The sequence below is a fragment of the Streptomyces sp. GESEQ-4 genome (genome assembly GCF_017948455.1).
In the GTDB taxonomy this organism is placed as follows: Bacteria; Actinomycetota; Actinomycetes; order Streptomycetales; family Streptomycetaceae; genus Streptomyces.
Map to the genome: position 1 here is coordinate 231485 of NZ_JAFFSU010000014.1, position 23503 is coordinate 254987.

Consider the following 23503-nt stretch of genomic DNA (forward strand, 5'->3'; position numbering starts at 1 on the left):
GAATTGCCCGCTCGAACGGCCTTCAGGCTAGCCCGTCCCGATCGGGTCCGCCCTGGTGAGCGGTCCGGACGGACTGGCTCCGCCGGCTCCGCCCGGCCCCGGTACTCTGCGGTACGCCGCTGAAGGAACCCTCGTCAGAAAGGCAGCCGCACCTGTGACTGCGATTCCCCAGGGCCGTACCCGCAGGGCCACGCTGGTGGGCGCGATGTGCGCCCTGGCCGTGACGGGCACGGCGGCGCTGACGGGATGCAGCGAGGACCCCGACGCGGGCACGAACGGGGTCGGCAAGCTGCCGGCCGACAAGATCCAGAGCAGGACCCGCACGGCCGCGGAGTCCGCCACCGCGGTGCACCTCTCCGGAACAGTGGTCACCAGCGGACGCACTTACAAACTCGACATGCGCCTGAAGTCCGACGGCGGCTCGGGCGAGGTCACCGCCGAGGGGACGACGTTCCGCCTGCTGCGGATCGGTGAGCAGCTGTTCCTGAAGGCGGACGCGGAGTTCTGGCATCCCGAGCATGGCAAGGGCGACGCATCCGACGAGAGCGACGCGGCCGCCGCCGACAAGCTCGAGGGCAAGTATGTGAAGGTGCCCCAGGGCGACCCCTCGTACAAGAAGTTCAGCGGCTTCACCGACAAGGACGTCCTCCTCGACGGCCTGCTGACCCTGCACGGCACCCTGGAGACCGACGGGCACCACGAGGAGTTCGGCACCCGCACCATCCGCATCGCCGGCGACAAGGGCTCCGGCGGCACGCTCGACGTCTCCTTGGAGGGCCGGCCGTATCCCCTCCGCCTAGTCCGCGCGGGCAGCGCCGGCACCCTGCTCTTCACGGAATGGGGCAAGGACTTCAAGATCGAGGAACCGAAGCAGGACGAGACGGTGGACTACGGCAAGGCGTTGCCGGCGTCGTAACCCATGCCTACTTCTTCTTCCGCCTCTTCATGAGCAGACGCGGCAGGCCCGCCGGCATCGGCTGACGCGTGGTCGCCGAGGTCGGCAGCGGCGCCGCCGCCTGGTTGTCGTCGGGCAGCGACGCCGTCGTCCCCGTCGGCTCGAGCCGCACCACGCGGCACTCCCGAGCCCACCGCTGAGGCATCGCCTCTCCGTCGGGCGCGTTCAGCCGCTTGCCCTTGAGCTCGGCGACCGTGGCGTCCCACTGCTCGGACCCCGGCGACAGCTCGACGACCTTCGCCGCCCAGGAGACCAGCCGACCGCCCTTGTCCTTGCTGCGGACGGTCACTTCGGCGGCGGCCCCGTCGGCCAGCCCCGGCAACGGCTGCTCACCCGGCCCGTCGCCGACCAGACACGCCGCACCCTCGTGCCACACATGCCACAGCGCCCGGCCCGGCCCGCCGGGTCCCTTGACCCAGACGAGCCCGGACTTCTTGGTGGCCTCCTCGACGAGGGCCTGCTCGAGCAGCTCACGTGTCATGAGCCCAGCGTAGCCAGCGCCGCTCACAGCCAGCCGTTGCGCTTCAGGGTGCGGTGGATGCCGAAGCAGATGGCGACGGTGATGGTGAGGACCATCGGGTAGCCGAACTTCCAGCGCAGCTCGGGCATGTAGTCGAAGTTCATGCCGTACACACCACAGACCATCGTCGGTACGGCGATGATGGCCGCCCAGGACGTGATCTTGCGCATGTCCTCGTTCTGCGCGACGGACGCCTGCGCGAGGTTGGCCTGGAGGATCGAGTTGAGCAGCTCGTCGAAGCCGACGACCTGCTCCTGCACCCGGGCCAGGTGGTCGGCGACGTCCCGGAAGTACTTCTGGATGTCGGGGTCGATCAGCCGCATCGGCCGCTCGGAGAGCAGCAGCATGGGACGCAGCAGCGGCGCGACGGCCCGCTTGAACTCCAGCACCTCACGCTTGAGTTGGTAGATCCGCCCGGCGTCCGTGCCGCGCGGGCTGCCCTTGCGGCCCGGCGAGAAGACCTCGGTCTCGACCTCGTCGATGTCGTCCTGCACGGCGTCGGCGACCGCGACATACCCGTCGACCACATGGTCGGCGATCGCGTGCAGCACCGCCGAGGGGCCCTTGGCGAGCAGCTCGGGATCGTCCTGCAGCCGGTGCCGCAGGGCCCGCAGCGAGCCCTGCCCACCGTGCCGGACGGTGATGAAGAAGTCCCGTCCGGTGAAGCACATGACCTCGCCGGTCTCCACGATCTCGCTGTTGGCGGTGAGCTGGTCGTGCTCGATGTAGTGGATGGTCTTGAAGACGGTGAACAGGGAGTCGTCGTAGCGCTCCAGCTTGGGCCGCTGATGGGCCTGGACGGCGTCCTCGACGGCCAGCGGGTGCAGCCCGAACTCGCTTGCGATACCGGAGAATTCGGCTTCGGTGGGCTCGTGCAGCCCGATCCAGACGAAGCCCCCGTCGCGCCGCACCAGACGCATCGCCTCGTGCGGGGTGAGCGGCGTCGGGGTCTGGACGCGGGCGCCGTCGCGGTAGATGGCGCAGTCGATCACGGCCGAGGGCGTCGACGGGTCGCGCGTCGTGTCGTACCCGGCGGTGTCCTTGCGGAGCGACGGACGGGACGGACGGACGGCGGCACGCAGGTCGCGGATCATCGACATGGCAGGCTCCTTCGCGGTCAGGCAGCGAAAGGCTCCGACGAGGGGTGGAACTACCCGGAATGGGGACGTCCTGACTTCACATGTTTGGCACGTCCACAAAGCGGGGAGCACCGCACCATCGCGGTGGTGAGCTTCGCTACTGATTCAGCTACTGCTGCGGGACAGACAGATCAGGCAATACGAAACGAAGGCTCTTCCGCGGTGAAGAAGGTGCGAGAGGTGGCGGCCGGCTAGAGAAGCAGAGCGGCTACGTCAGCGGCGGGAAGAGCGGGTGCTACTGCACGGTCGACTTCGATCCATTGCAGCCCCACCTCCTCCGGCCGGTCCCTCGTAAGGGAGTGTCGTCGGCGTCGGGACTCGATCGCGACGCCGCAGCGTGCTGCCCCGAACCTCGGGCAAGAGTATCAGCCGACTGAAGTGTCAAGGTGCTCGTTTGCCCGGTCCTGACGAGTTCTATGCTCACCGCATGGTTGATGTTCTTCCTCTGGTCGAGGCCCGGTTGTGCACCGCGCTGGGCGAACCGGACGCACGCGCCGCGGTCACCTTCATCGGTACCGACCGCATCGAGGTGCTGCGTTTCCAGCAGGACGACATCGTCCGCTACGCCACGCTCGGCATGTCCGCGCACCCCATGACGGACCCCACCGCGGTCCTCGCCGACCCGGTCAAGGGCCCCCGCGCCGAGCTGGTCCTCTCCGTACGGTCCGGGCTCGCCGACACCGACAAGGTGCTCCGCCCGCTCGCGGTCCTTGCCGCCTCTCCGCAGGTGGAGGGCCTGATCGTGGCTCCCGGCGCGTCCCTGGACGTCGGCGATCCCCTCTGGCCCGGCGCTCCCTTCACCTCGGTCCTGGTCGCCGAGCCCGGCGGCCTGGTCGAGGACCTGGACCTCGACGAGCCGATGGACCCCGTCCAGTTCCTGCCGCTGCTCCCCATGACGCCGAACGAGGCCGCCTGGAAGCGCGTGCACGGCGCCCAGGCCCTTCAGGAGCGCTGGCTGGCGAACGGGACGGATCTGCGGGATCCGTCCCGCAGATCCGTCGCGCTGGACTGACCGCCCGAGTGACCCATCTCACCAACCGGTCGTCGCGAGGGGTCAGTTGGCGAACACGGCGACCCCGTCGTGCAGGCGTCGGCTGCGGTGTGGTCGCACCTCGTTCCGGCCGGACGGGTGATCGTCCTTGACGTGGCGGAGCAGGGGTAGGACCGTGGGGCCCTATGAGGGGCGAACCCAGTTGCCCGAAGTGTGGTGGCCGGGTCAGGGCTCCCGGACTCTTCGCCGATTCCTGGCAGTGCGATGAGCACGGCACCGTGCATCCGCTGCAGCCCGTGATCCCGCCCAGCGTCGAGGCCCTCAGCGTGGTGGTGCACCGCACGCACGTACCCGTGTGGATGCCGTGGCCGCTTCCGGTCGGCTGGCTCTTCACCGGTGTCGGCTGCGCGGGCGACGACCGCAGCGGGGGGCGTGCGACGGCCGTGGCGTGCTCGGGGCCGGGGCCGCTCGGCGGCATGGGTGAGTTGATTCTGGTCGCCGAGGAGCTCGGTGTCGGGCTCGGTGCGCGGTACGCGGGGATCGACGGGCCCGATCCGGGGCCGTACATGAACGTCGAGAAGCCGCCGCAGGCGAAAGTGCTGGCCGCGGGGCGGCCTACGCCGCTGTGGCATGTCGCCGGGGCACCCGATGACCGTGCGGTCTTTGCGGGTGAGGCGCGGGGGCTGTGGCTGTGGGCGGTGGTGTGGCCCGAGCAGTCGGGGCTGCTGATGTATGACGAGCTGGTGCTTACGGATTTGCGGGATGCGGGGGCTGAGGTGGACCTGGTTCCCTGCGGAGCGTTGTCGCCGCGCTTGCTTGAGCCGTAGCGCCCAGTAGCTCGGGGGGTGCTGATCGTTGGCGGGTGCGGGTTCGTTGTGGCTTGTCGCGCAGTTCCCCGCGCCCCTGGGTGGGTGACGCAGCCGTTAGTCTGAGGTGTCCCCTTCGCACCATCACCCGCTGGAGTTCGCGTCTTGCGAATAGATCTGCATACCCACTCCACGGCTTCCGATGGCACCGATACCCCCGCTGAGCTGGTGCGGAATGCTGCCGCTGCTGGGCTGGATGTTGTCGCGCTGACCGATCACGACACCACTCGGGGGTATGCCGAGGCGATCGCCGCGCTGCCGGAGGGGTTGAGGCTTGTCACCGGGGCCGAGCTGTCGTGTCGTATCGACGGGGTGAGCATGCACATGCTGGCCTATCTGTTCGATCCCGAGGAGCCGGCGCTGCTGGCTGAGCGGGAGCTGGTGCGGGACGATCGGGTGCCGCGGGCCAAGGGCATGGTCGGGAAGCTGAACGAGCTGGGCGTGGCGGTGACGTGGGAGCAGGTCGAGCGGATCGCCGGTGGCGGGTCCGTGGGGCGGCCGCATGTGGCCTCCGCGCTGGTGGAGCTGGGCGTCGTACCGACCGTGGGGGACGCCTTCACGCGGGACTGGCTGGCGGACGGCGGCCGGGCGTACGTCGAGAAGCACGAGACCGACCCCTTCGAGGCGATCCGGCTGATCAAGGCGGCGGGCGGGGTCGCGGTGTTCGCGCATCCGGCGGCCAGCAAGCGGGGGCGCACCGTGCCGGAGTCCGCGATCGCCGAGATGGCCGCCGCGGGCCTCGACGGTATCGAGGTCGACCACATGGACCACGACCCACAGGCGCGTGAGCGGCTGCGGGGGCTGGGGAAGGAGCTGGGGCTGCTGACCACCGGCTCCAGCGACTACCACGGCAGCCGGAAGACCGTTCTGCTCGGCGAGTACACGACGGATCCCGAGGTGTACGGGGAGATCACGCGGCGGGCGACCGGGGCGTTCCCGGTGCCGGGGGCCGGCGGAGCACGCTGAGACTCACCGCACGCTCCCCCGTCACTCTCTCTCGCAAGGCTCACCCATGTTCGACGTCGCTGTCTTCGGCTCTCTCTTCCTCACCCTGTTCGTCATCATGGATCCCCCTGGGATCACCCCGATCTTCCTGGCACTGACCTCCGGCCGTCCGGCGAAGGTGCAGAAGCGGATGGCCTTCCAGGCCGTCTGTGTCGCCGGTGGTGTGATCGCCGTGTTCGGGCTGCTGGGGCATCAGATCCTCGACTATCTGCATGTCTCCGTCCCCGCGCTGATGATCGCGGGCGGGCTGCTGCTTCTGCTGATCGCGCTCGACCTGCTCACCGGCAAGACGGACGAGCCGAAGCAGACCAAGGACGTGAACGTGGCGCTCGTACCGCTGGGCATGCCGTTGCTCGCCGGGCCCGGTGCGATCGTCTCCGTCATCCTCGCCGTGCAGAAGGCCGACAGCGTCGCCACGCAGGTGTCGGTGTGGATGGCGATCCTGGCCATCCATGTCGTGCTGTGGCTGGTGATGCGGTACTCGCTGCTGATCATCCGGGTCATCAAGGACGGCGGCGTGGTCCTGGTGACACGGCTCGCGGGCATGATGCTGTCCGCGATCGCCGTGCAGCAGATCATCAACGGGGTCACCCTGGTGATCCAGGGGAGCTGAACCCGCGCAAGCGCAGAGCCCCCGCCCGGCGTCGGTGCCGGGGCGGGGGCTCTGAAGCTTCTGCGGTGATCCGCGTCTGTTACGAGGCCGTGGTGTCGGCCGGACGGATCCACAGCCGCTGGCCTATGGCGGCGGCCTGCTGAACGATCCGGTTGACGGAGGCGGCGTCCACAACGGTGGTGTCCACGGGCGTGCCGTCGACGTCGTCGAGTCGCATGATCTCGAAGCGCATGGCTTCTCCCTTCGTCTGGTCATCCTCCTGAGGAGAATTGCTGTACGTCTCTAGTCAACGAGCTGCGTGTTACAAACATTCCCTACGCTAAAGAAATTTTTCGAACGGCTAACTACTGCCCGGTATAGGAGACTTCGGAGACCCTTTGGGACCGGTTGTGTTCACAGCGTGACCGCCGGGACAATGGAGGCGATGAACGACGACCTCGCGGCGCTCGGCGCCCGTATCGACCGCACCAATGAGCTGCTCCAGCGCATGCTCGCCGAGGTGGCGAAGACGCCATCCACCCATGCGATCTTCGTCGACGCCGGGTATCTGTACGCGGCCGCGGGCCGGCTCGTCGCCGGGACCGAGGACCGGCGCGCCTTCGACCTAGACGCCGAGGGACTGATCGACGCGCTCATCGACAAGGCTCGCACGATCTTCGCGGACAGCCGGCTGCTGCGGGTCTACTGGTACGACGGCGCCCGGCGTCGTATCCACACCGCCGAGCAGCAGTCCATCGCCGAACTCCCGGACGTCAAGGTGCGGTTGGGGAATCTGAACGCCAACAACCAGCAGAAGGGCGTCGATTCCCTCATCCGCTCCGACCTCGAGTCACTCGCCCGGCACCGCGCGATCAGCGACGCGGCCCTGCTCGGCGGCGACGAGGACCTGGTGTCGGCCGTGGAGGCGGCGCAGGGGTACGGCGCGCGGGTGCACCTGTGGGGCATCGAGGCACCGGAGGGCCGTAACCAGGCGGAGCCGCTGCTGTGGGAGGTCGACAGCCAGCGCACCTTCGACCTCGACTTCTTCAAGCCGTACGTCGCCCGGCGCACCGCCCCCGCCTACGACGTCACGGGGACCCGGCCCACCCGCGAGGACGTGCGCTTCGTCGGCGCGCAGATCGCGGCGAAGTGGCTGGCGGCGCGCGGCAGGGAGTCGCTGGTGGAACTGCTGCCCGGGCATCCGTATCTGCCGGGCTCCGTGGACCAGGACCTGCTGGTCGAGGCGGAGGGCCTGCTGCAGTACTCGCTGCGCGGCCAGGCGGACCTGCGGCGGGCGCTGCGCGACGGCTTCTGGGAGCACCTGCAGACGCTGTACTAGTCAGTTGAGGTCCTGGCCGGCGTCGTCCCAGAAGTCCGCGAGGGCGTGGGCCGTGGGGAGCGGCTGGTCCATGTTGGGCGAGTGCTCCGCGCCGGCCACGACCGAGCGGCGCGCGTTCAGCCGTACGGCCATGTCGTCGAGGAGCGTCACCGGCCACGCGTCGTCGCGGGAACCCGACAGCACATGGAACGGGAGCGGAACGGCGGCGAGTTCGGCGACCCGGTCCGGCTCGGTGCATAGCTGGCGGCCCGTCGCCATGAGCTGGGCGGGCTTGGTGCCCAGCCAGCGGCGCTGAAGCTGGCCCAGGTCGCCGATTCCGCGGGCCGGACCGCCGACCTCCTCCGGCGGGCCCATGGCGAGGATCGCCTCCCACACCTCGGGCATCGTCAGCACCGCGAGCGTGTCGTGCAGCAGCTTGATCCGCTGCTTCTGGGAGTCGGAGACCTCGGCGGGACCCGAGGCCATCAGGGTGAGCGAGCGGAAGGGCGCGTGGTCGAGAAGGACGGCGGCGCGGGTGATCAGGCCGCCGAGGGAGTGCCCGAGGAGATGCAGTGGCGTGCCGAGTGCCGCGGCCTGTGCGAGCACGTCCTTCGCCAACTCGTCCTGCGTGTAGGCCGATTCATCGTGCTCCGGGCCGTCGGACTCGTGCTGTCCGCGCCCGTCGACGGCCACGACCCGGTAACCGCGCACGTTCAGCGGCTCGTGCAGCAGCGTGAAGTCCTCCTTGCTGCCCGTGAAGCCGGGGACCATCAGCACGACGCCCCTCGGCTCGACGCCGGAGCGCACCGGCGAGTCGACGACGGCGAAGTCGCCACGGGCCGTGTGCAGCCGGTGGAGGCGGGCGCCGGGCGGCGGGGGGACGGGCGCTGAGCTGGTCACGGAGTGAGGTTATCGGGTGGGGCGGCGACGTCGGTGTCCGGTTCCCGCCGTTGTGGGACGGCGGGTGCGGTGCGTAGGAACGCCGATGGCCCGGCCCACGCGAGGTGGGACCGGGCCATCAGGGTGCGACATCAGCCCTCAGCGGGCTCCGCGGCGGCCGTGGCCTTACGCGTACGCGTGCGGCGCGGCTTCGGCTCCGTGGTCTCCGGCGCCTCGGTGGCCGCCGTGGCCGTCGTGGCCTTGCGGGTACGGCGGCGCGGAGCGGCAGCCTCGGGCTCCTGCGTGGCCTGCGCCGGAATCTCCGCCGTCTCGACGGTGGCGGCGGCCTTGCGGGTACGGCGCGGCTTGGGCTCCGTGGCTTCCGGGGCCTCGGCGGCGGCGGCAGCCTTGCGGGTGCGGCGCGGCTTGGCCTCCGTGGCCTCGGCCGTGTCGACCGCTGCTTCGGCGGCAGCCGCGGTTTTACGGGTGCGGCGGACCGTGGGCTTGGCTTCCTCCGTGCCGTCGACGGCGTCGACCGCGGCCGTGGCCTTGCGGGTGCGGCGCGGCTTGGCCTCCGTGGCCTCGGCCGTGTCGACCGCTGCTTCGGCGGCAGCCGCGGTCTTGCGGGTGCGGCGGACCTTGGGCTTGGCCTCCTCCGTGCCGTCGGCGGTGTCGACGGCGGTCTCGGCCGCCGTCTTCCGCGTACGGCGCGGCTTCGCCTCGGTGGACTCCGGGGCCTCGGTGGTGGCGGCAGCCTTGCGCGTACGGCGCGGCTTGGCCTCCGTGGTCTCGGCCGTGTCGGTCGCGACCACGGAGGCGGCCGTCTTCTTGCGGGTGCGGCGGGGTTTCGTCTCCTCCGCGCCCTCCGCCGTGTCGACAGCGGTTTCCGCGGCGGCCGTGGCCTTGCGGGTGCGGCGGCGCGGGGCGGGTGCGTCGGTCTCGGGGGACTCGGTGGATGCCGGAGCCTCCGACACCTGTACGGCGGACGCGGTCTGCGTGTCTTCGGTGGCCGTGGCCGGCTCCGTCGACTTGCGCGTACGGCGGCGGCGCGGCTTGGCCGGGGCCTCGGGGGCGTCCAGGGCGGGGCCTTCCGCGGTCGCCACGGCGGTTGCCGCGGGCTCGGCGGTCGTCGGCTCCGTGGCCGTCGTCACCGGCTCCGCCGCTCCGCCGCGGGTGCGGCGACGCCGGCGCGGGGTACGGGGAGAGGTCACGTCGTCCGCGGTGGTCTCCGCCGGGGTGTCCGCGACGGGGGTCGTACCGCTGGGAGCCGTCTCGTCCTGTTCGGACCCGCCGCGTGTACGGCGGCGGCGACGCGGCGTGCGGGCCTGGCGCTCACGGTCGGCGGAGCGGGATTCGTCCCGACCGCCACGGCCGTCACGGCCACCGCGGCCGCGCGGACCGCCACGTCCGCCCGTCTCGCCGAGATCCTCGACCTCCTCGGCCGCGAGCCCGGCGCGCGTGCGCTCCGAGCGCGGCAGAACACCCTTGGTGCCCGCGGGGATGCTCAGTTCCTCGAAGAGGTGCGGGGAGCTGGAGTACGTCTCCGGCGGGTCGTTGAAGTTCAGCTCCAGCGCCTTGTTGATCAGCTGCCAGCGCGGGATGTCGTCCCAGTCGACGAGGGTGATCGCGATGCCCTTGGCGCCCGCGCGGCCCGTACGGCCGATGCGGTGCAGGTACGTCTTCTCGTCCTCGGGGGACTGGTAGTTGATGACGTGGGTCACGCCCTCGACGTCGATGCCGCGGGCTGCGACATCGGTGCAGACGAGGACGTCGACCTTGCCGTTGCGGAAGGCACGCAGCGCCTGCTCGCGGGCGCCCTGGCCGAGGTCGCCGTGGACCGCGCCGGAGGCGAAGCCGCGCTGCTGCAGCTGGTCGGCGAGGTCCGCCGCCGTCCGCTTCGTACGGCAGAAGACCATCACGAGACCGCGGCCGTCGGCCTGCAGTATGCGTGCGACCATCTCCGGCTTGTCCATGTTGTGCGCGCGGTAGACGAACTGCGCGGTGTTGCGGACCGTCTGGCCCTCGTCGTCCGGTGCCGTGGCGCGGATGTGCGTGGGCTGCGACATGTAGCGGCGCGCGAGACCGATGACCGCGCCCGGCATGGTCGCCGAGAACAGCATCGTCTGGCGACGGGCCGGAAGCATGTTGATGATCTTCTCGACGTCGGGCAGGAAGCCCAGGTCGAGCATCTCGTCGGCCTCGTCGAGGACGAGCGCCTTGATGTGCTTGAGGTTGAGCTTCTTCTGGCCCGCGAGGTCGAGCAGCCGGCCCGGGGTGCCGACGACGACGTCGACGCCCTTCTTGAGGGCCTCGACCTGAGGCTCGTACGCCCGGCCGCCGTAGATGGCGAGCACGCGGACGTTGCGCACCTTGCCCGCGGTCAGCAGGTCGTTCGTCACCTGGGTGCACAGCTCGCGCGTGGGGACCACGACGAGCGCCTGCGGGGCGTCGGTGAGGGCCTCGGGCTTGGCGCGGCCCGCCTCGACGTCGGCGGGGACGGTGACGCGCTCGAGAAGCGGAAGGCCGAAGCCCAGCGTCTTGCCGGTGCCGGTCTTGGCCTGGCCGATGACGTCGGTGCCCGTGAGGGCGACGGGGAGCGTCATCTCCTGGATGGGGAAGGGGGTGATGATGCCGACGGCTTCAAGGGCCTCGGCTGTCTCGGGAAGGATCCCGAGCTCTCGGAAGGTAGTAGTCAGGGTGCTGCCTCTTCTGTGTGTGCGGCGCGAGGCGAGCGCGGGGGTCGTGTCAGACCGTGCCGGGGACGTCGGCTGCCGTACGGCGAGCCGTATGGCACGGGAGACCTCTGCCGACGCTCTAGCGCTCGAACCGCTGAGGGTCCCTCCAGGCTTTGTACGCAGAGTGCCGTACGGCCGTGGAGAGCTGTCTGGTCGGAGCCGATCGGGCCACCGACCGGGCATCCTCATACGTGCGGCCTGTCGAGTAACCGTCGAGCTACGTCGATGTACTCAGCAGGCGCATTACCACCATACCCCGGAAACGCGCACATGCGATGGCCGATTAGGTCACGTTGTTGTCGTCACACCACTTCACGTAGCCGTCGTCACAGTGACTGACCAGGGACTTCCTTAGTGCGGCGAGCGGGCTATTGTGCGCTTCATGACGACCTCTGACAAGCCTGACAACGCCTCCGACGCCCCTGCCGAAGCCACCGGAGTCGCCGCCCAGGACTGGGCGAAGGCCGCCGCCGACCCGCAGTACCGCGCCGCGGTCGTCGACCTGCTCGGCGCGCTCGCCTATGGAGAGCTGGCGGCGTTCGAGCGGCTGGCGGAGGACGCCAAGCTGGCGCCGACGCTGGCGGACAAGGCGGAGCTGGCGAAGATGGCGTCGGCCGAGTTCCACCACTTCGAGCGGTTGCGCGACCGGCTCACGGAGATCGGTGAGGAGCCGACGCGGGCCATGGAGCCGTTCGTCGCCGCGCTGGACGGCTTCCACAAGCAGACGGCGCCTTCGGACTGGCTGGAGGGGCTGGTCAAGGCGTACGTCGGCGACTCGATCGCCAGCGACTTCTACCGTGAGGTCGCCGCGCGGCTCGACGCGGACACGCGCGAGCTGGTGCTGGCTGTGCTGGACGACACCGGGCATGCCGGGTTCGCCGTGGAGAAGGTGCGGGCGGCGATCGACGCGGATCCGCGGGTCGGGGGGCGGCTTGCGCTGTGGGCGCGGCGGTTGATGGGGGAGGCGTTGTCGCAGTCTCAGCGGGTGGTGGCTGATCGGGACGCGTTGTCGACGATGTTGGTGGGTGGGGTTGCCGACGGGTTCGATCTTGCGGAGGTCGGGCGGATGTTCTCTCGGATCACTGAGGCGCATACGAAGCGGATGGCTGCGTTGGGGTTGGCGGCGTAGCGCTTCGTGGGGGGTGGTTCTGTTGAGTCGCGGCTGCGGGGCTGTGGGGGCTTGTCGCGCAGTTCCCCGCGCCCCTTAAGGGACGCTGTCCTACTCGGCGTTGGGGCCTATGCCGTTGCTGATCGTCGGCGGAGTCTTCCTGACGGGCGTACCAGCAGGGAGAGTGACGCTGCGGAGACCGTTGTCGCGCCGGTCAGGATCAGGAGGACGTTGCCTGCGTCCAGGGCGCTGTGGGTGAGGAAGGCGCCGAGGAGGGCGCCTGCTACGCCGGTCGGGAGGACGAGGGAGCGGGCGGGGAGGCGGTGCGAGAGGCGGTGGATCGCGGCCCAGGCCAGTGCGAGGCCGAGCACTGCGGCGCCGAGCGCTTCCAAGATCATCACGGGGTCCCTCCCACACGGCCTGCCTGCGCACCACGGACGTAGCCCGTCATACCCGTGACCTGCGGAATGCAATCCTCCCGTGTGCGCGATATGTAGTCCGTTTGTGTCCGCATGTGAAGGAAATCGGCCAGGGACAGGAAAGAGCCCGGCAGTCGAGCGACCGCCGGGCCCCTTCCTTCACACGTGACTACAGCGCGCCGAAGCCCACCTTGCGCGGTGCCGGCTCGCCGAGCTCGACGTAGGCGAGGCGGTCCGCCGGGACCAGGACCTTGCGGCCGTGCTCGTCCACGAGGCTCAGCAGCGCCGACTTGCCGGCCAGCGCGTCGGACACCGCCCGCTCGACCTCCTCGGCGCTCTGACCGCTCTCCAGAACGATCTCGCGGGGCGCGTGCTGCACGCCGATCTTGACCTCCACGGCTATGTCCCTCCGACGGTCAGTGAAGTGCGCGACCTTGCGCGCCGTACGCAGCACACATTAGCCCGGTGAGGGGATGTACACGTTGCGCAGGGGAACGCCAGGAGCGAACAGCGGGCGGGAACAAACGGACGGTCATGGTGCCTCGTGCCTCGGTGCCGTACGGCGGTCAGTGGTGCTCGCTGCCGTGCAGCGGGAAGCCGGCGATGCCCCGCCAGGCCAGTGACGTCAGCAGCTGGACCGCTTGGTCGCGCGGGACGCTGCGGTCGCTGTGCAGCCAGGATCGGGCCACCACCTGGGCGAGGCCGCCGAGTCCTGAGGCGAGCAGCATCGACTCGGCGCGCGAGAGGCCGGTGTCCTCCGCGATGACGTCGCAGATCGCCTCGGCGCACTCGTTGGTGACCTTGTCGACGCGCTCGCGCACCGCGGGCTCGTTCGTCAGGTCGGACTCGAAGACCAGGCGGAAGGCGCCGCCGTCGTCCTCGACGTACGCGAAGTACGCGTCCATGGTCGCCCGTACGCGCTGCTTGTTGTCGGTCGTCGACGCGAGCGCGTGGCGTACGGCCTGGATCAGGGACTCGCAGTGCTGGTCCAGCAGGGCGAGGTAGAGGTCGAGCTTGCCCGGGAAGTGCTGGTAGAGCACCGGCTTGCTGACGCCGGCGCGCTCGGCGATGTCGTCCATCGCGGCCGCGTGGTAGCCCTGTGCCACGAAGACTTCCTGGGCGGCGCCCAGCAACTGGTTCCGCCGGGCCCGGCGCGGCAGGCGCGTGCCCCTCGGGCGTGCCGCCTCTGTCTGCTCGATGGCTGTCACGCCGCCTCCCAAAGTCGTCCACATGCGGTGTGCGCCGCGCGGCCATCGTACTTTTCGGTAACCGTGGTGTGCGCGCTGCGAGCGCAGAATTTCACGGACCGGACGGCTACGAAAGCGGGGTGAATGGTTTCAAACAGGGGTGGGTCGGGCATTGTGCCGCCTCATTGCTCACCGGTAGTCGTCCTCGTCCAGTGACACCACGCGGGCCTGTTCCAGCAGATCCGCCTCGCTGGCGCGGTCCGGGTCCACGCCGTTCAGCGAGTCGTCGCGATCCGGCGCGACATCGGCCTGTTGCTCGGCGGCATCGCCTTCCGGGGCCTCGACGTCGATCTCCTCGTCGCTCTCCTCGATCTCCTCGAAGGTGTCGGGGTCGGTCGGGTCTACGGCCATGATGGGCTCCCTTCCTACTTCCTACGAACGTCCCTGGGAAAGCAGGGGCCACATGCGGGTGCCCTCTTTACGAGCCTAGGAGACACCCGATCCGGACGCTATGCGATCCGCGTCCGGATCGTGACGCGGTGCGTCCGGGTGGGGGCCAGGGGCGTTGGCTCTCTATGTAGTGGTGGCTCTCTATGTATTCGCGCGGGGCTTGTGATGGCGAACACATGAACCACTGCGTGATCGTCTCGTAACATTGCTGCATGTCTTCGACCGAACTCCCATCCGCGCCGGCCAGTAGTGCGCTCCCCAAGGTGTCGCCCGTCAGGGTCGCCGAGGGTGAGCGGCTCAGGTCGGTGCGGCTGCCGGGAATCACGCTGACGGTCCGGTCGAGGCCCGCGGCCCGCGCTGATCTGCCGCCCGCGCTGTACGTCCATGGACTCGGCGGTTCCTCACAGAACTGGTCGGGGCTGATGCCGCTGCTCGACGCGCATGTCGACAGTGAGGCCCTCGATCTGCCCGGCTTCGGCGATTCCCCGCCACCGGACGACGGCGACTACTCCGTCACCGCCCATGCTCGCGCGGTGATCCGCTATCTCGACTCCTCCGGGCGCGGGCCCGTGCACCTCTTCGGCAACTCGCTCGGCGGCGCGATCACCACCCGCGTCGCCGCCGTGCGCCCCGATCTGGTGCGTACGCTCACGCTTGTGTCGCCCGCCCTTCCCGAACTGCGTGTCCAGCCCACCGCCGTCCCGACGGCCCTGCTGGCGCTGCCCGGTGTGGCGAGCCTGTTCACCCGGTACAGCAGGGACTGGTCCGCGGAGCAGCGGGTGCGCGGGGTGATGGCGCTCTGCTACGGCGATCGCGGGCGTGTGACGCCCGAGGAGTTCGACAACGCCGTGGAGGAGATGGCGCGGCGGCTGCAACTGCCGTACTTCTGGGACGCCTTGGCACGCTCCGCGCGCGGGATCGTCAACGCGTACACGCTGGGCGGCCAGCACGGGCTGTGGCGCCAGGCCGAGCGCGTCCTCGCTCCGACCCTTCTCATATACGGCGGCCGGGACCAGCTTGTCGGCTACCGCATGGGCCAGAAGGCGACCCGTTCCTTCCGCTCCTCCCGGCTGGTGTCCTTGCCGGACGCCGGGCACGTGGCCATGATGGAGTACCCCGAGGTGGTGGCGCGGGCCTTCCAGGAACACCTCGCCGACACCGGTGAGTTGAGTGCCGTCACGGGGACCGCCGTCGAGACCGCGGGGAGCTGAGGGGCGAGGTGGGACGCCACAGTCGGCGCGGACCTGCGCCCAAGGGCGCGGTCAAGGGTGGTTCTTCCGAGGGCACTCCAGCGCCTCGGAGTGCGCCGAGGGGTTCTGACGGTTCCTCTGGTCGGGGTGTGGGGAGGGCTCCTGACGGGCCCTCTGGTCGGGGTGTAGGAAGGGTTCCTGACGGACCCTCTGGGCGCGGTGGGCCGAGGGTTCCTGACAGCACGCCGGCGCATGGCTTTCCGAGGCTTGCGGAGGGGACGCCCGCGCATGGCTTCCCGCGGCTTCCCGACGGAACTCCCGCGCACGGTTTCCCGCGGCTTCCCGACGGTACGCCTGCCCATGGCACCCCGCGGTTCCCCGACGGTACTCCCGCTCACGGCACCCCCCGTTACGCCGACGGCACGCCCGCGCGCGGGGTCCCTCAAGTCAGGGGTGGCCACCCGGAGCAGCGGGAACCCGGTGGGGGCTGGGGTGAGCCGAGGGGGCGCGGCGGGGGCGGGTACGGGGCTCCGGCCGGGCCCGGTGCCTCGATACCGCGACAGCGGCAGGCGCCTGGGGGCGGGCCGCGCCAGGAGTACGTCGAGGCCTTCGGCGAGGACGTCGACGTCTTCTCACCCCGTGCGCCCACCTCCTCCGATCCGTACGCCTCCGTCACCCACTGGTCCGGGGCGACCGGCATCGCGAACGACACCGAGGGCGACGCCGACGACGCGCCGCCCACCGGCGAACCCGCGCAGGCCAAGGGTGGCAAGGGGCGGACCTTCGCAGGGGTCGCGGCCCTCGCGGTCACGACCGTGCTGGCCGTCGTCGTGGCCGGCCAGGTCACCGGCGCGCGCGACGACGACGCCGTGCAGTCGCAGTCCGCCACCGACCAAGGCCGGGACGCCCGTGACGGTGCCTCGCGCGCGGACGGGCGGCCGACGCCCTCCACGGCGCCGAGCGAGGCGACGCTGACGTATGCGCAGAAGATGGACCAGAAGTACCCGCTCAGCGCCAAGCTCGACGGCTCCGGCACGTTCGACGCGATCGCCGGTATCGACAAGGCGCCGAGTACGGGCCAGAAGTACACCTACCGCGTGGACGTGGAGCAGGGGCTCGGCCTCGACGGTGAACTCTTCGCGCGGGCCGTGCAGCAGACGCTCAACGACGACCGGAGCTGGGCCCACAGCGGCGCCCGTACCTTCGAGCGCATCTACTCCGGCAAGCCCGACTTCGTGATCACGCTCGCCAGCCCCGGCACCACCGCCGAGTGGTGCGCCAAGTCCGGTCTGGACACGACCGAGGACAACGTGTCCTGCGACTCGGCGTCGACGGAACGCGTGATGATCAACGCGTATCGATGGGCGCAGGGGGCGAAGACGTACGGCGATCAGATGTACGCGTACCGCCAGATGCTGATCAACCACGAGGTCGGCCACCGGCTCGGCTACGGCCACGTCACCTGCGACAAGAACGGCGACCTCGCCCCTGTCATGCAGCAGCAGACCAAGTTCCTCGACCACGACGGGATCCGCTGCCGGGCCAATCCCTGGCCGTATCCCGGGAGTTGAGGTACCCCACAGGTACCCCACCCCAAGTCCGCCGTGCCGCGGTCTAACAAAACGTAACTGCTTGATCTCTTAGCGCGACCGAACGCGATCCGCACGGGAAAGTTACGACCGTTCACCCCTTTTGGTGGCGTGATGGACAACCGTCCGTCGCGCCACCGCCTTGTCCGCATACGTTCTTCCCGCTGCGAGCCGTCGAGTCAACGGCGGCTCCCCATACGGGAGATCGGGGGTGCACTTGTGCGCATCGGACTGCTTACGGAGGGTGGCTATCCGTATGCGAGCGGTGACGCCAGGCTCTGGTGCGACCGGCTCGTGCGCGGGCTCGGGCAGCACGAGTTCGATGTCTACGCGCTCAGCCGCAGTGCACACCAGGAGGACGAGGGCTGGGTGCCGCTGCCGTCGCAGGTCGGCCGGGTGCGGACGGCGCCGCTGTGGAGGGCCGAGGACGACGGTGTCCGGTACGGGCGGCGGGCGCGGCGGCGTTTCGCCGACTGCTACGGCGAGTTGGCGGCTGCCCTGTGCGCGACGGGGGGCATCGGGGCGGAGGCAGCCCCTGAAGCAGGGGCCACCTCTGAGGTAGGGGCCACCTCCGTGGCGGACCGTTTCGGCAGTGCGCTGTACGGACTCGCCGAACTCGCCCGCGACGAGGGCGGCCTGGTGGGAGCGCTCCGCTCGGAAACCGCCGTACGCGCTCTCGAACGCGCCTGTCGCGCGCGCGGCGCCTTGCGCACGGCGCGGGAGGCGCGCGTACCCGAACTCCTCACCGTCGCCGCGCACCTGGAACGCGCCCTGCGCCCCCTGTCGCTCGACTGGTACGAGGACGACGGGCTCGGCTCGGTCGACCTGTGCCACGCGGCGTCCGGAGGGTCGGCCGCCCTGCCGGGGCTGATCGCCCGCCACTTCTCGGGCGTACCGCTGCTGGTGACCGAGTACGGCGTACACCTGCGCACGCACTACCTGACCGCCGGCGACGCACCACCCGCCGTACGGGCCCTGCTCGCGGCCTTCCACGGTCGGCTCGCCGCCGAGATCTACCGCCGGGCGGCCGTCATCACGCCCGGCAACTCGCACGCCCGCCGCTGGCAGGAGCGCTGCGGCGCCGATCGCGACAAGCTGCGCACGGTCTACCCGGGCATGGAGGCCGCCTGCTTCACGGAGGTGGGCGAGGCGCCGGAGTGCGTGGATCCGGACACCCTGGTCTGGGTCGGCCGGATCGAACCCACCAAGGACCTGGTCTCCCTGCTGCACGCCTTCGCGGAGGTCCGCAAGGAGGAACCGAAGACCCGGCTGCGGATCGTCGGCACCCCCTCGGGCGCCGAGGGCACGGCCTACCTGGCCCACTGCAAGGCGCTCGCCGCCCAGCTCTTCCCGGACGAGGCGGAGGGCCCGCACTCGGTCGGCCGCAACCCGGTGGCCTTCGAGGAGATCGGCGGCCCCGAGGCTCCGACGCTCGCCGAGGCGTACGCCGGGGGAGCGGTGGCGGTCCTGTCCAGCGTCGTCGAGGGCTTCCCGATCGGCCTCGTCGAGGCCATGTTCTGCGGTCGCGCCACGGTGTCCACCGACGTCGGCGCCGTCGTGGAGGTCATCGGCGGCACCGGACTGGTCGTGCCGCCGCGCAATCCTCGGGCGCTCGCCGAGGCGTGCGTGGCGATGCTGCGCGATCCCGAGCGCCGTGCACGCCTGGGCGCCGCCGCCCGCGCCCGCGCGCTCGAACTTTTCACGGTCGAGCAGAACACTGCGGCATTTCACGGCATTTACCTGGAGATCGTCTCGCAGTGCCCGGTCCGCCGTGTCGTCCTCGACGCCACCGGAGAACCCCTGCCGTTCGGTGACCCCGCCGAAGCCCACCTCCCCGGCCGCTGGACCGACCCGGCAGCCCGCGTAGCGGCCCGCGGCGGCCCCGGCTGGGCGACGGGACGGCAGCCGGTACGCGCGGGCGGCGCCGTACCCGCGACGGAGGGAGCACGATGAGCGACCTGGGCGAACTGGACCGCCCCGGCACACCAACCGGCGTCGGAGCGTGGGACACGCGCTCGGAGGAGTGGCTGTCGGGAGCCGCCTGCTTGAGCGATGCCGGGCAGCCGCACGCACAGGGCGATACGGAGCCGGAGCCCGACAAGCCCGCTCCCGACACTGCCCCGGCCCACGTTCCCGGGCGCCGTGCCGCTGCCGCGGATCCGGTGAAGGCGCTGATGCACCGTCACCGTGAGCTGTGCGAACGCGCCGTTGATCCCCTGGAGATCGCGGCGGGCCTGGAGGCCCACGGCGTCACCGACCGCACCGCGTCCCGCTTCCGCCACCGGGACGTCTTCTCCCTGGCGGAGGAGCTGTACGCCCGCGTTCCGCGTGACGGCGAGACGGCCCATCGCCCCACGCCGCCGACAGCCCTCCGGCTCCGAGCCGACTGGGCGCTGCTCACCCTGCTGCCGGGCGCGCTGTGCGCGGCCACGCTGGCCGGCCTGCGGCTCACCCACGGCCAACCACGCCTGATCACGGCGGCCGTGGGTGTCCTGGCCGTGGCTCTGGGCATCCGCGCGGCCCTGTCCCGCGGCCCGCTCGCCCCGAAGGGCCGCACGCCCAAGCCCGGCAGTGGCCTGTGGACCTGGTGGCTGGTGGCCTACGTCGTCCTCGGCGACGGACTGCTCCGCGCCGCCCTGGCCGGAGGACCCGACGGCCTGCCCACCGGCGCCACGGACGGCGGCCCCTGGCCCCTCGCCACCGCACCGATCCTCGCCCTCACCCTGGCCTGCGCCCCCGCGGCGTGGAGCGCCCACCTCTTCTCTGCACGAGCCCGCCGCAAACTGACGGCCAGTCGTGGCCTGAACGAGTTCACCTCCTCCGTACGACCCCTGCTGTGCGGCACGTTCGCCCTGTTCCTGTGCCTCCTGACCGCCCTCCTCGCCCTGACCGGCGCCGCCTTGGCCGAGCCCGCGGCCTACACCCAGACCGTCACCCTCGGCGCCCTCCTGTTCCTGGCGCGCCTCCTCACCGCCCACGGCTTCACGCACGCCCCCGCGGTCGTCCTCATCGCGACGGCGACGCTCGAAGGAGCGGCCCTGGCCACGGTCTTCGCGGGCCGCCTCCCCGGCTGCGGCTTCCTGACCACCCCCGTCGACACGCTCGTCGAGACCTGGGGCCCCGGCAGCATCCCCGCCCTCACCTGCGGAGCCGCGGCCCTGACCCTCCTGCTCCACGCGAACCGCCGACTGACGAAGGCGTCGGCCCACGCACGATCGGACGGGTCGCCATGAGACGCGCGTCGGAGGAAGCGCCGTGCCATGCACATCGGACGAGTCGCCATGCCACGTCCCCACCGGACGAGTCGCCATGCGCACGGCGCGACAGCGGGCGACGCACACCCCGGCCGGTCGGCTGTATGCCGGCTGCCTCGAACCACCACCCCCGAGAAGGAGACCCCAGATGATCACCTCCCGACCCGGAACCTCGGTCCCGGGAGCCGCCCGATGAGGGTCCTGCTGATCGGAGCCAACGGCTACCTCGGCCGCTTCGTCGCCGACCGTCTGCTCGCCGACCCGGCCGTCCAGCTCACCGCGCTCGGTCGCGGCGACGACGCGGACGTCCGCTTCGACCTCGCGTCCGGCAGCCCCGGCGCGCTCACCCGCTTCCTCGACGCGGTGCACCCCGGCGTCGTCGTCAACTGCGCCGGCGCGACCCGAGGGGGCGCCCGCGAACTCACCCGCCACAACACCGTCGCCGTGGCCACGGTCTGTGAGGCTCTTCGCCGCAGCGGCTGCGGCGCCCGGCTCGTCCAGATCGGCTGCGGCGCGGAGTACGGGCCCAGCCAGCCCGGCTCCTCCACCGCCGAGGACGCCGTGCCCCGCCCCGGCGGCCCGTACGGCGTCAGCAAACTCGCCGCCACCGAGCTCGTCCTCGGCTCCGGCCTGGACGCCGTGGTCCTCCGCGTCTTCTCACCGGCAGGCCCCGGCACCCCCGCCGGCTCCCCGCTCGGCCGCCTGGCGGAGGCCATGCGCCGCGCCATGCAGTCCGGCGACGGTGAGCTCAAGCTCGGCGGCCTCGGCGTCCAGCGCGACTTCATCGACGTACGCGACGTCGCCCGCGCCGTGCACGCCGCCTCGCTCTCCGCCGCGCAGGGTGTCATCAACATCGGCTCGGGACGCGCCGTCCGTCTCCGTGACGCCGCGGCGGTCCTCGCGCGCGTGGCCGGATACGGCGGGGCCCTCCATGAACTCGACGGGCACCCAGGCCAAGGCCCCTTGAGGGCCACCATCGGCCACCCCCGCTCCGAATCGGACCACACGGCCCCGGTCGCGTACCCGTACCCGGACGGCTGCGGCAGCTGGCAGCAGGCCGATGTGCGCACCGCACGCGACCGGCTCGGCTGGCGCCCCCGGATCAACCTCGAAGAGTCCCTCGCCGACATCTGGATGGAGGCGGCATGCCGCATCTGACCAGCACCAATTCGAGCACTGCCAGTACTGACCTGCGCACCGGCTTCGGCATCCCGGGTTTCGCGCACCCGCTCGTCGCCCCCGCCGAGTGGGCCGAACTCACCCGCCCCGGCACGCCGGTGCACTGGGCCGTCCTCAACGTCGCCGACGGCCCGGGCAGCCGCCCCGACCCGCACTGTCTGGAAGCGGCCGGCCGGCTCCGCAACGCGGGCCTGCGCGTCCTCGGCCACCTCGACACCACCTACGGCGCCCGGGTCTTCGGCGAGCTGATCTCCGAAGCGCACCGCTATCTCGACTGGTACCAGGTCGACGGCTTCCTCCTGGACCGCTGTCCCACCGAAGGCGCCGCGCTCCCGGAGATCCACCGCACGACCACCACGCTCCGCGCGATCAGTGACGACCCCCACATCGTCCTCGGCCACGGCACCCATCCCCACCCCGGCTACGCCGAGAGCGCCGACCAACTGGTCACCTTCTCCGGCCCGTGGAGCGACTACCGCTGGTCGCAGGTGGCGGAGTGGACCGCCGACCACCCGCCCGAGCGCTTCTGCCACTTGGTGCACGGAGTACCCCTCGGTCACCTCGACGAGGCTCTGCGCATCGCCCGCTGGCAGGGGGCCTCGACGATCTGGTTCACCGACCGCACGGACCAGGGCGGCCGCACCGACCCCTGGGAGACGATGCCCGGCTACTGGGACGAGATCGTCTCGCGGGTCGGAACGGGTGTCTCGGAATGAAAAAACGCATGGCACTGTTACGGGGAGAACAACTGTAGTGATTGACCGACCAACGGAGCCCCCGTGTCGCTGCCACCCCTGGTCGAGCCAGCTCCTGAGCTCACCGTAGACGAGGTCCGCAGGTACTCCCGTCACCTGATCATCCCTGACGTCGGGATGGACGGGCAGAAGCGGCTGAAGAACGCCAAGGTGCTCGCTGTTGGCGCCGGCGGCCTGGGCTCGCCGGCCCTGATGTACCTGGCCGCGGCGGGCGTCGGCACCCTCGGCATCGTCGAGTTCGACGAGGTCGACGAGTCGAACCTGCAGCGCCAGATCATCCACAGCCAGGCCGACATCGGCCGCTCCAAGGCCGAGTCGGCCCGTGACTCCGTCAAGGGCATCAACCCGTACGTGAACGTGGTCCTTCACGAAGAGCGGCTCGAGGCCGACAACGTGATGGACATCTTCAGCCAGTACGACCTGATCGTCGACGGCACGGACAACTTCGCGACCCGCTACCTGGTCAACGACGCCTGCGTGCTGCTGAACAAGCCGTACGTCTGGGGTTCGATCTACCGCTTCGACGGTCAGGCCTCCGTCTTCTGGTCCGAGCACGGCCCCTGCTACCGCTGCCTCTACCCGGAGCCCCCGCCCCCCGGCATGGTCCCCTCCTGCGCCGAGGGCGGTGTCCTGGGCGTGCTGTGCGCGTCCATCGGCTCCATCCAGGTCAACGAGGCCATCAAGCTCCTCGCGGGCATCGGTGAGCCGCTCGTCGGCCGCCTGATGATCTACGACGCCCTGGAGATGCAGTACCGCCAGGTCAAGGTCCGCAAGGACCCGAACTGCGCGGTCTGCGGCGAGAACCCGACCGTCACCGAGCTCATCGACTACGAGGCCTTCTGCGGCGTCGTCTCCGAGGAGGCCCAGGAGGCCGCGGCCGGTTCGACGATCACTCCCAAGCAGCTCAAGGAGTGGATCGACGACGGCGAGAACATCGAGATCATCGACGTCCGCGAGATCAACGAGTACGAGATCGTCTCCATCCCGGGCGCCAAGCTGATCCCGAAGAACGAGTTCCTCATGGGCACCGCCCTGGAGACCCTCCCGCAGGACAAGAAGATCGTCTTGCATTGCAAGACGGGTGTCCGCAGTGCGGAGGTGCTCGCCGTGCTGAAGTCCGCGGGCTTCGCGGACGCCGTGCACGTCGGCGGCGGAGTGATCGGCTGGGTCAACCAGATCGAGCCGAGCAAGCCGGTCTACTGACCTCAGGTCTTCCGAACGGCGGGGGGCGCGCGCCCCCCCCCCGGCCGGCGCCCCCCCCCCCGCCCCGCTCCCCCCCCCCCGCTCCCCTGCCCCGCCCCCCCCCCCACCTCCCGGCGTATCCCGCGCGCCTCGCCGCGTGTCCTCCCCACCGCGCCTCCCAGCCCCGCCC

General features: G+C 70.8%; 23 protein-coding genes. 14 read left to right on the forward strand and 9 right to left on the reverse strand.

Features of this window, described 5'->3' with window-relative positions; translation table 11 throughout:
- Window positions 1–154: 154 nt before the first annotated feature.
- The gene (locus tag KCH48_RS26365; RefSeq protein WP_210577216.1) at window positions 155–916 is read left to right on the forward strand and encodes a hypothetical protein; all 762 of its coding nucleotides are present in this window, start codon (window positions 155–157) and stop codon (window positions 914–916) included.
- A 7-nt stretch (window positions 917–923) separates the two neighbouring features.
- Here KCH48_RS26365 and KCH48_RS26370 read toward each other — a convergent pair whose 3' ends face one another.
- Both KCH48_RS26370 and KCH48_RS26375 read right to left on the reverse strand, forming a co-directional pair.
- Window positions 924–1436: a hypothetical protein gene (locus KCH48_RS26370; RefSeq protein ID WP_210577217.1), complete on the reverse strand. Its 513-nt coding sequence runs from the start codon at window positions 1434–1436 to the stop codon at window positions 924–926.
- A gap of 23 nt (window positions 1437–1459) precedes the next feature.
- Entirely contained in the window at window positions 1460–2575 is a 1116-nt protein-coding gene (locus KCH48_RS26375) for a magnesium and cobalt transport protein CorA (protein ID WP_210577218.1), read from the reverse strand.
- A 466-nt stretch (window positions 2576–3041) separates the two neighbouring features.
- Between KCH48_RS26375 and KCH48_RS26380 the strand changes: the two genes are divergently transcribed.
- The 4 genes from KCH48_RS26380 (at window position 3042) to KCH48_RS26395 (ending at window position 6089) form a co-directional block, all read left to right on the forward strand.
- Window positions 3042–3626, forward strand: a complete 585-nt coding sequence (locus tag KCH48_RS26380) for a suppressor of fused domain protein (RefSeq protein ID WP_210577219.1) — start codon at window positions 3042–3044, stop codon at window positions 3624–3626.
- 164 nt (window positions 3627–3790) lie between these two features.
- The gene (locus tag KCH48_RS26385) at window positions 3791–4432 is read left to right on the forward strand and encodes a DUF6758 family protein (protein WP_210577220.1); all 642 of its coding nucleotides are present in this window, start codon (window positions 3791–3793) and stop codon (window positions 4430–4432) included.
- Between the two features lie 144 nt (window positions 4433–4576).
- Complete coding sequence (locus tag KCH48_RS26390) at window positions 4577–5437, forward strand: PHP domain-containing protein (RefSeq protein ID WP_210577221.1); 861 nt, start codon at window positions 4577–4579, stop codon at window positions 5435–5437.
- Window positions 5438–5483: 46 nt separating this feature from the next.
- The gene (locus KCH48_RS26395) at window positions 5484–6089 is read left to right on the forward strand and encodes a MarC family protein (RefSeq protein WP_210577222.1); all 606 of its coding nucleotides are present in this window, start codon (window positions 5484–5486) and stop codon (window positions 6087–6089) included.
- Between the two features lie 79 nt (window positions 6090–6168).
- Here KCH48_RS26395 and KCH48_RS26400 read toward each other — a convergent pair whose 3' ends face one another.
- Window positions 6169–6321, reverse strand: a complete 153-nt coding sequence (locus tag KCH48_RS26400; RefSeq protein ID WP_155060754.1) for a hypothetical protein — start codon at window positions 6319–6321, stop codon at window positions 6169–6171.
- A gap of 192 nt (window positions 6322–6513) precedes the next feature.
- On the opposite strand from KCH48_RS26400, the gene KCH48_RS26405 reads away from it, so the two are divergent.
- Entirely contained in the window at window positions 6514–7407 is an 894-nt protein-coding gene (locus KCH48_RS26405; protein ID WP_210577223.1) for an NYN domain-containing protein, read from the forward strand.
- On the opposite strand, the gene KCH48_RS26410 is transcribed toward KCH48_RS26405, so the two are convergent.
- Window positions 7408–8286, reverse strand: a complete 879-nt coding sequence (locus tag KCH48_RS26410; protein WP_210577224.1) for an alpha/beta fold hydrolase — start codon at window positions 8284–8286, stop codon at window positions 7408–7410.
- Window positions 8287–8417: 131 nt separating this feature from the next.
- Entirely contained in the window at window positions 8418–10868 is a 2451-nt protein-coding gene (locus tag KCH48_RS26415; RefSeq protein WP_210577225.1) for a DEAD/DEAH box helicase, read from the reverse strand.
- 505 nt (window positions 10869–11373) lie between these two features.
- On the opposite strand from KCH48_RS26415, the gene KCH48_RS26420 reads away from it, so the two are divergent.
- Window positions 11374–12129: a ferritin-like domain-containing protein gene (locus tag KCH48_RS26420; RefSeq protein ID WP_210577226.1), complete on the forward strand. Its 756-nt coding sequence runs from the start codon at window positions 11374–11376 to the stop codon at window positions 12127–12129.
- 107 nt (window positions 12130–12236) lie between these two features.
- On the opposite strand, the gene KCH48_RS26425 is transcribed toward KCH48_RS26420, so the two are convergent.
- The 4 genes from KCH48_RS26425 to KCH48_RS26440 all read right to left on the reverse strand — a co-directional run bounded on the left by KCH48_RS26425 (window position 12237) and on the right by KCH48_RS26440 (window position 14125).
- Window positions 12237–12506: a hypothetical protein gene (locus KCH48_RS26425; protein ID WP_210577254.1), complete on the reverse strand. Its 270-nt coding sequence runs from the start codon at window positions 12504–12506 to the stop codon at window positions 12237–12239.
- A gap of 190 nt (window positions 12507–12696) precedes the next feature.
- Complete coding sequence (locus tag KCH48_RS26430) at window positions 12697–12924, reverse strand: DUF3107 domain-containing protein (RefSeq protein WP_210577227.1); 228 nt, start codon at window positions 12922–12924, stop codon at window positions 12697–12699.
- A gap of 169 nt (window positions 12925–13093) precedes the next feature.
- A complete protein-coding gene (locus KCH48_RS26435) occupies window positions 13094–13735 on the reverse strand; it encodes a TetR/AcrR family transcriptional regulator (RefSeq protein ID WP_147993574.1) in 642 nt (213 codons plus the stop codon).
- A 168-nt stretch (window positions 13736–13903) separates the two neighbouring features.
- A complete protein-coding gene (locus tag KCH48_RS26440) occupies window positions 13904–14125 on the reverse strand; it encodes a hypothetical protein (protein WP_210577228.1) in 222 nt (73 codons plus the stop codon).
- Between the two features lie 251 nt (window positions 14126–14376).
- Between KCH48_RS26440 and KCH48_RS26445 the strand changes: the two genes are divergently transcribed.
- The 7 genes from KCH48_RS26445 (at window position 14377) to moeZ (ending at window position 23334) form a co-directional block, all read left to right on the forward strand.
- The gene (locus KCH48_RS26445) at window positions 14377–15375 is read left to right on the forward strand and encodes an alpha/beta hydrolase (RefSeq protein WP_210577229.1); all 999 of its coding nucleotides are present in this window, start codon (window positions 14377–14379) and stop codon (window positions 15373–15375) included.
- A gap of 8 nt (window positions 15376–15383) precedes the next feature.
- A complete protein-coding gene (locus KCH48_RS26450) occupies window positions 15384–16925 on the forward strand; it encodes a DUF3152 domain-containing protein (RefSeq protein WP_210577230.1) in 1542 nt (513 codons plus the stop codon).
- A 237-nt stretch (window positions 16926–17162) separates the two neighbouring features.
- The gene (locus tag KCH48_RS26455; RefSeq protein ID WP_307840956.1) at window positions 17163–18896 is read left to right on the forward strand and encodes a DUF3492 domain-containing protein; all 1734 of its coding nucleotides are present in this window, start codon (window positions 17163–17165) and stop codon (window positions 18894–18896) included.
- Window positions 18893–20176, forward strand: coding sequence for a hypothetical protein (locus tag KCH48_RS26460; protein WP_210577232.1), 1284 nt, complete (start codon window positions 18893–18895; stop codon window positions 20174–20176). Before KCH48_RS26455 ends, KCH48_RS26460 begins: the two co-directional genes overlap by 4 nt.
- 213 nt (window positions 20177–20389) lie before the next feature.
- A complete protein-coding gene (locus KCH48_RS26465) occupies window positions 20390–21355 on the forward strand; it encodes an NAD(P)-dependent oxidoreductase (protein ID WP_210577233.1) in 966 nt (321 codons plus the stop codon).
- Complete coding sequence (locus KCH48_RS26470; RefSeq protein WP_210577234.1) at window positions 21343–22092, forward strand: spherulation-specific family 4 protein; 750 nt, start codon at window positions 21343–21345, stop codon at window positions 22090–22092. Before KCH48_RS26465 ends, KCH48_RS26470 begins: the two co-directional genes overlap by 13 nt.
- A gap of 63 nt (window positions 22093–22155) precedes the next feature.
- Entirely contained in the window at window positions 22156–23334 is a 1179-nt protein-coding gene (gene moeZ / locus KCH48_RS26475; protein ID WP_210577235.1) for an adenylyltransferase/sulfurtransferase MoeZ, read from the forward strand.
- The last annotated feature ends 169 nt before the right edge of the window (window positions 23335–23503 follow it).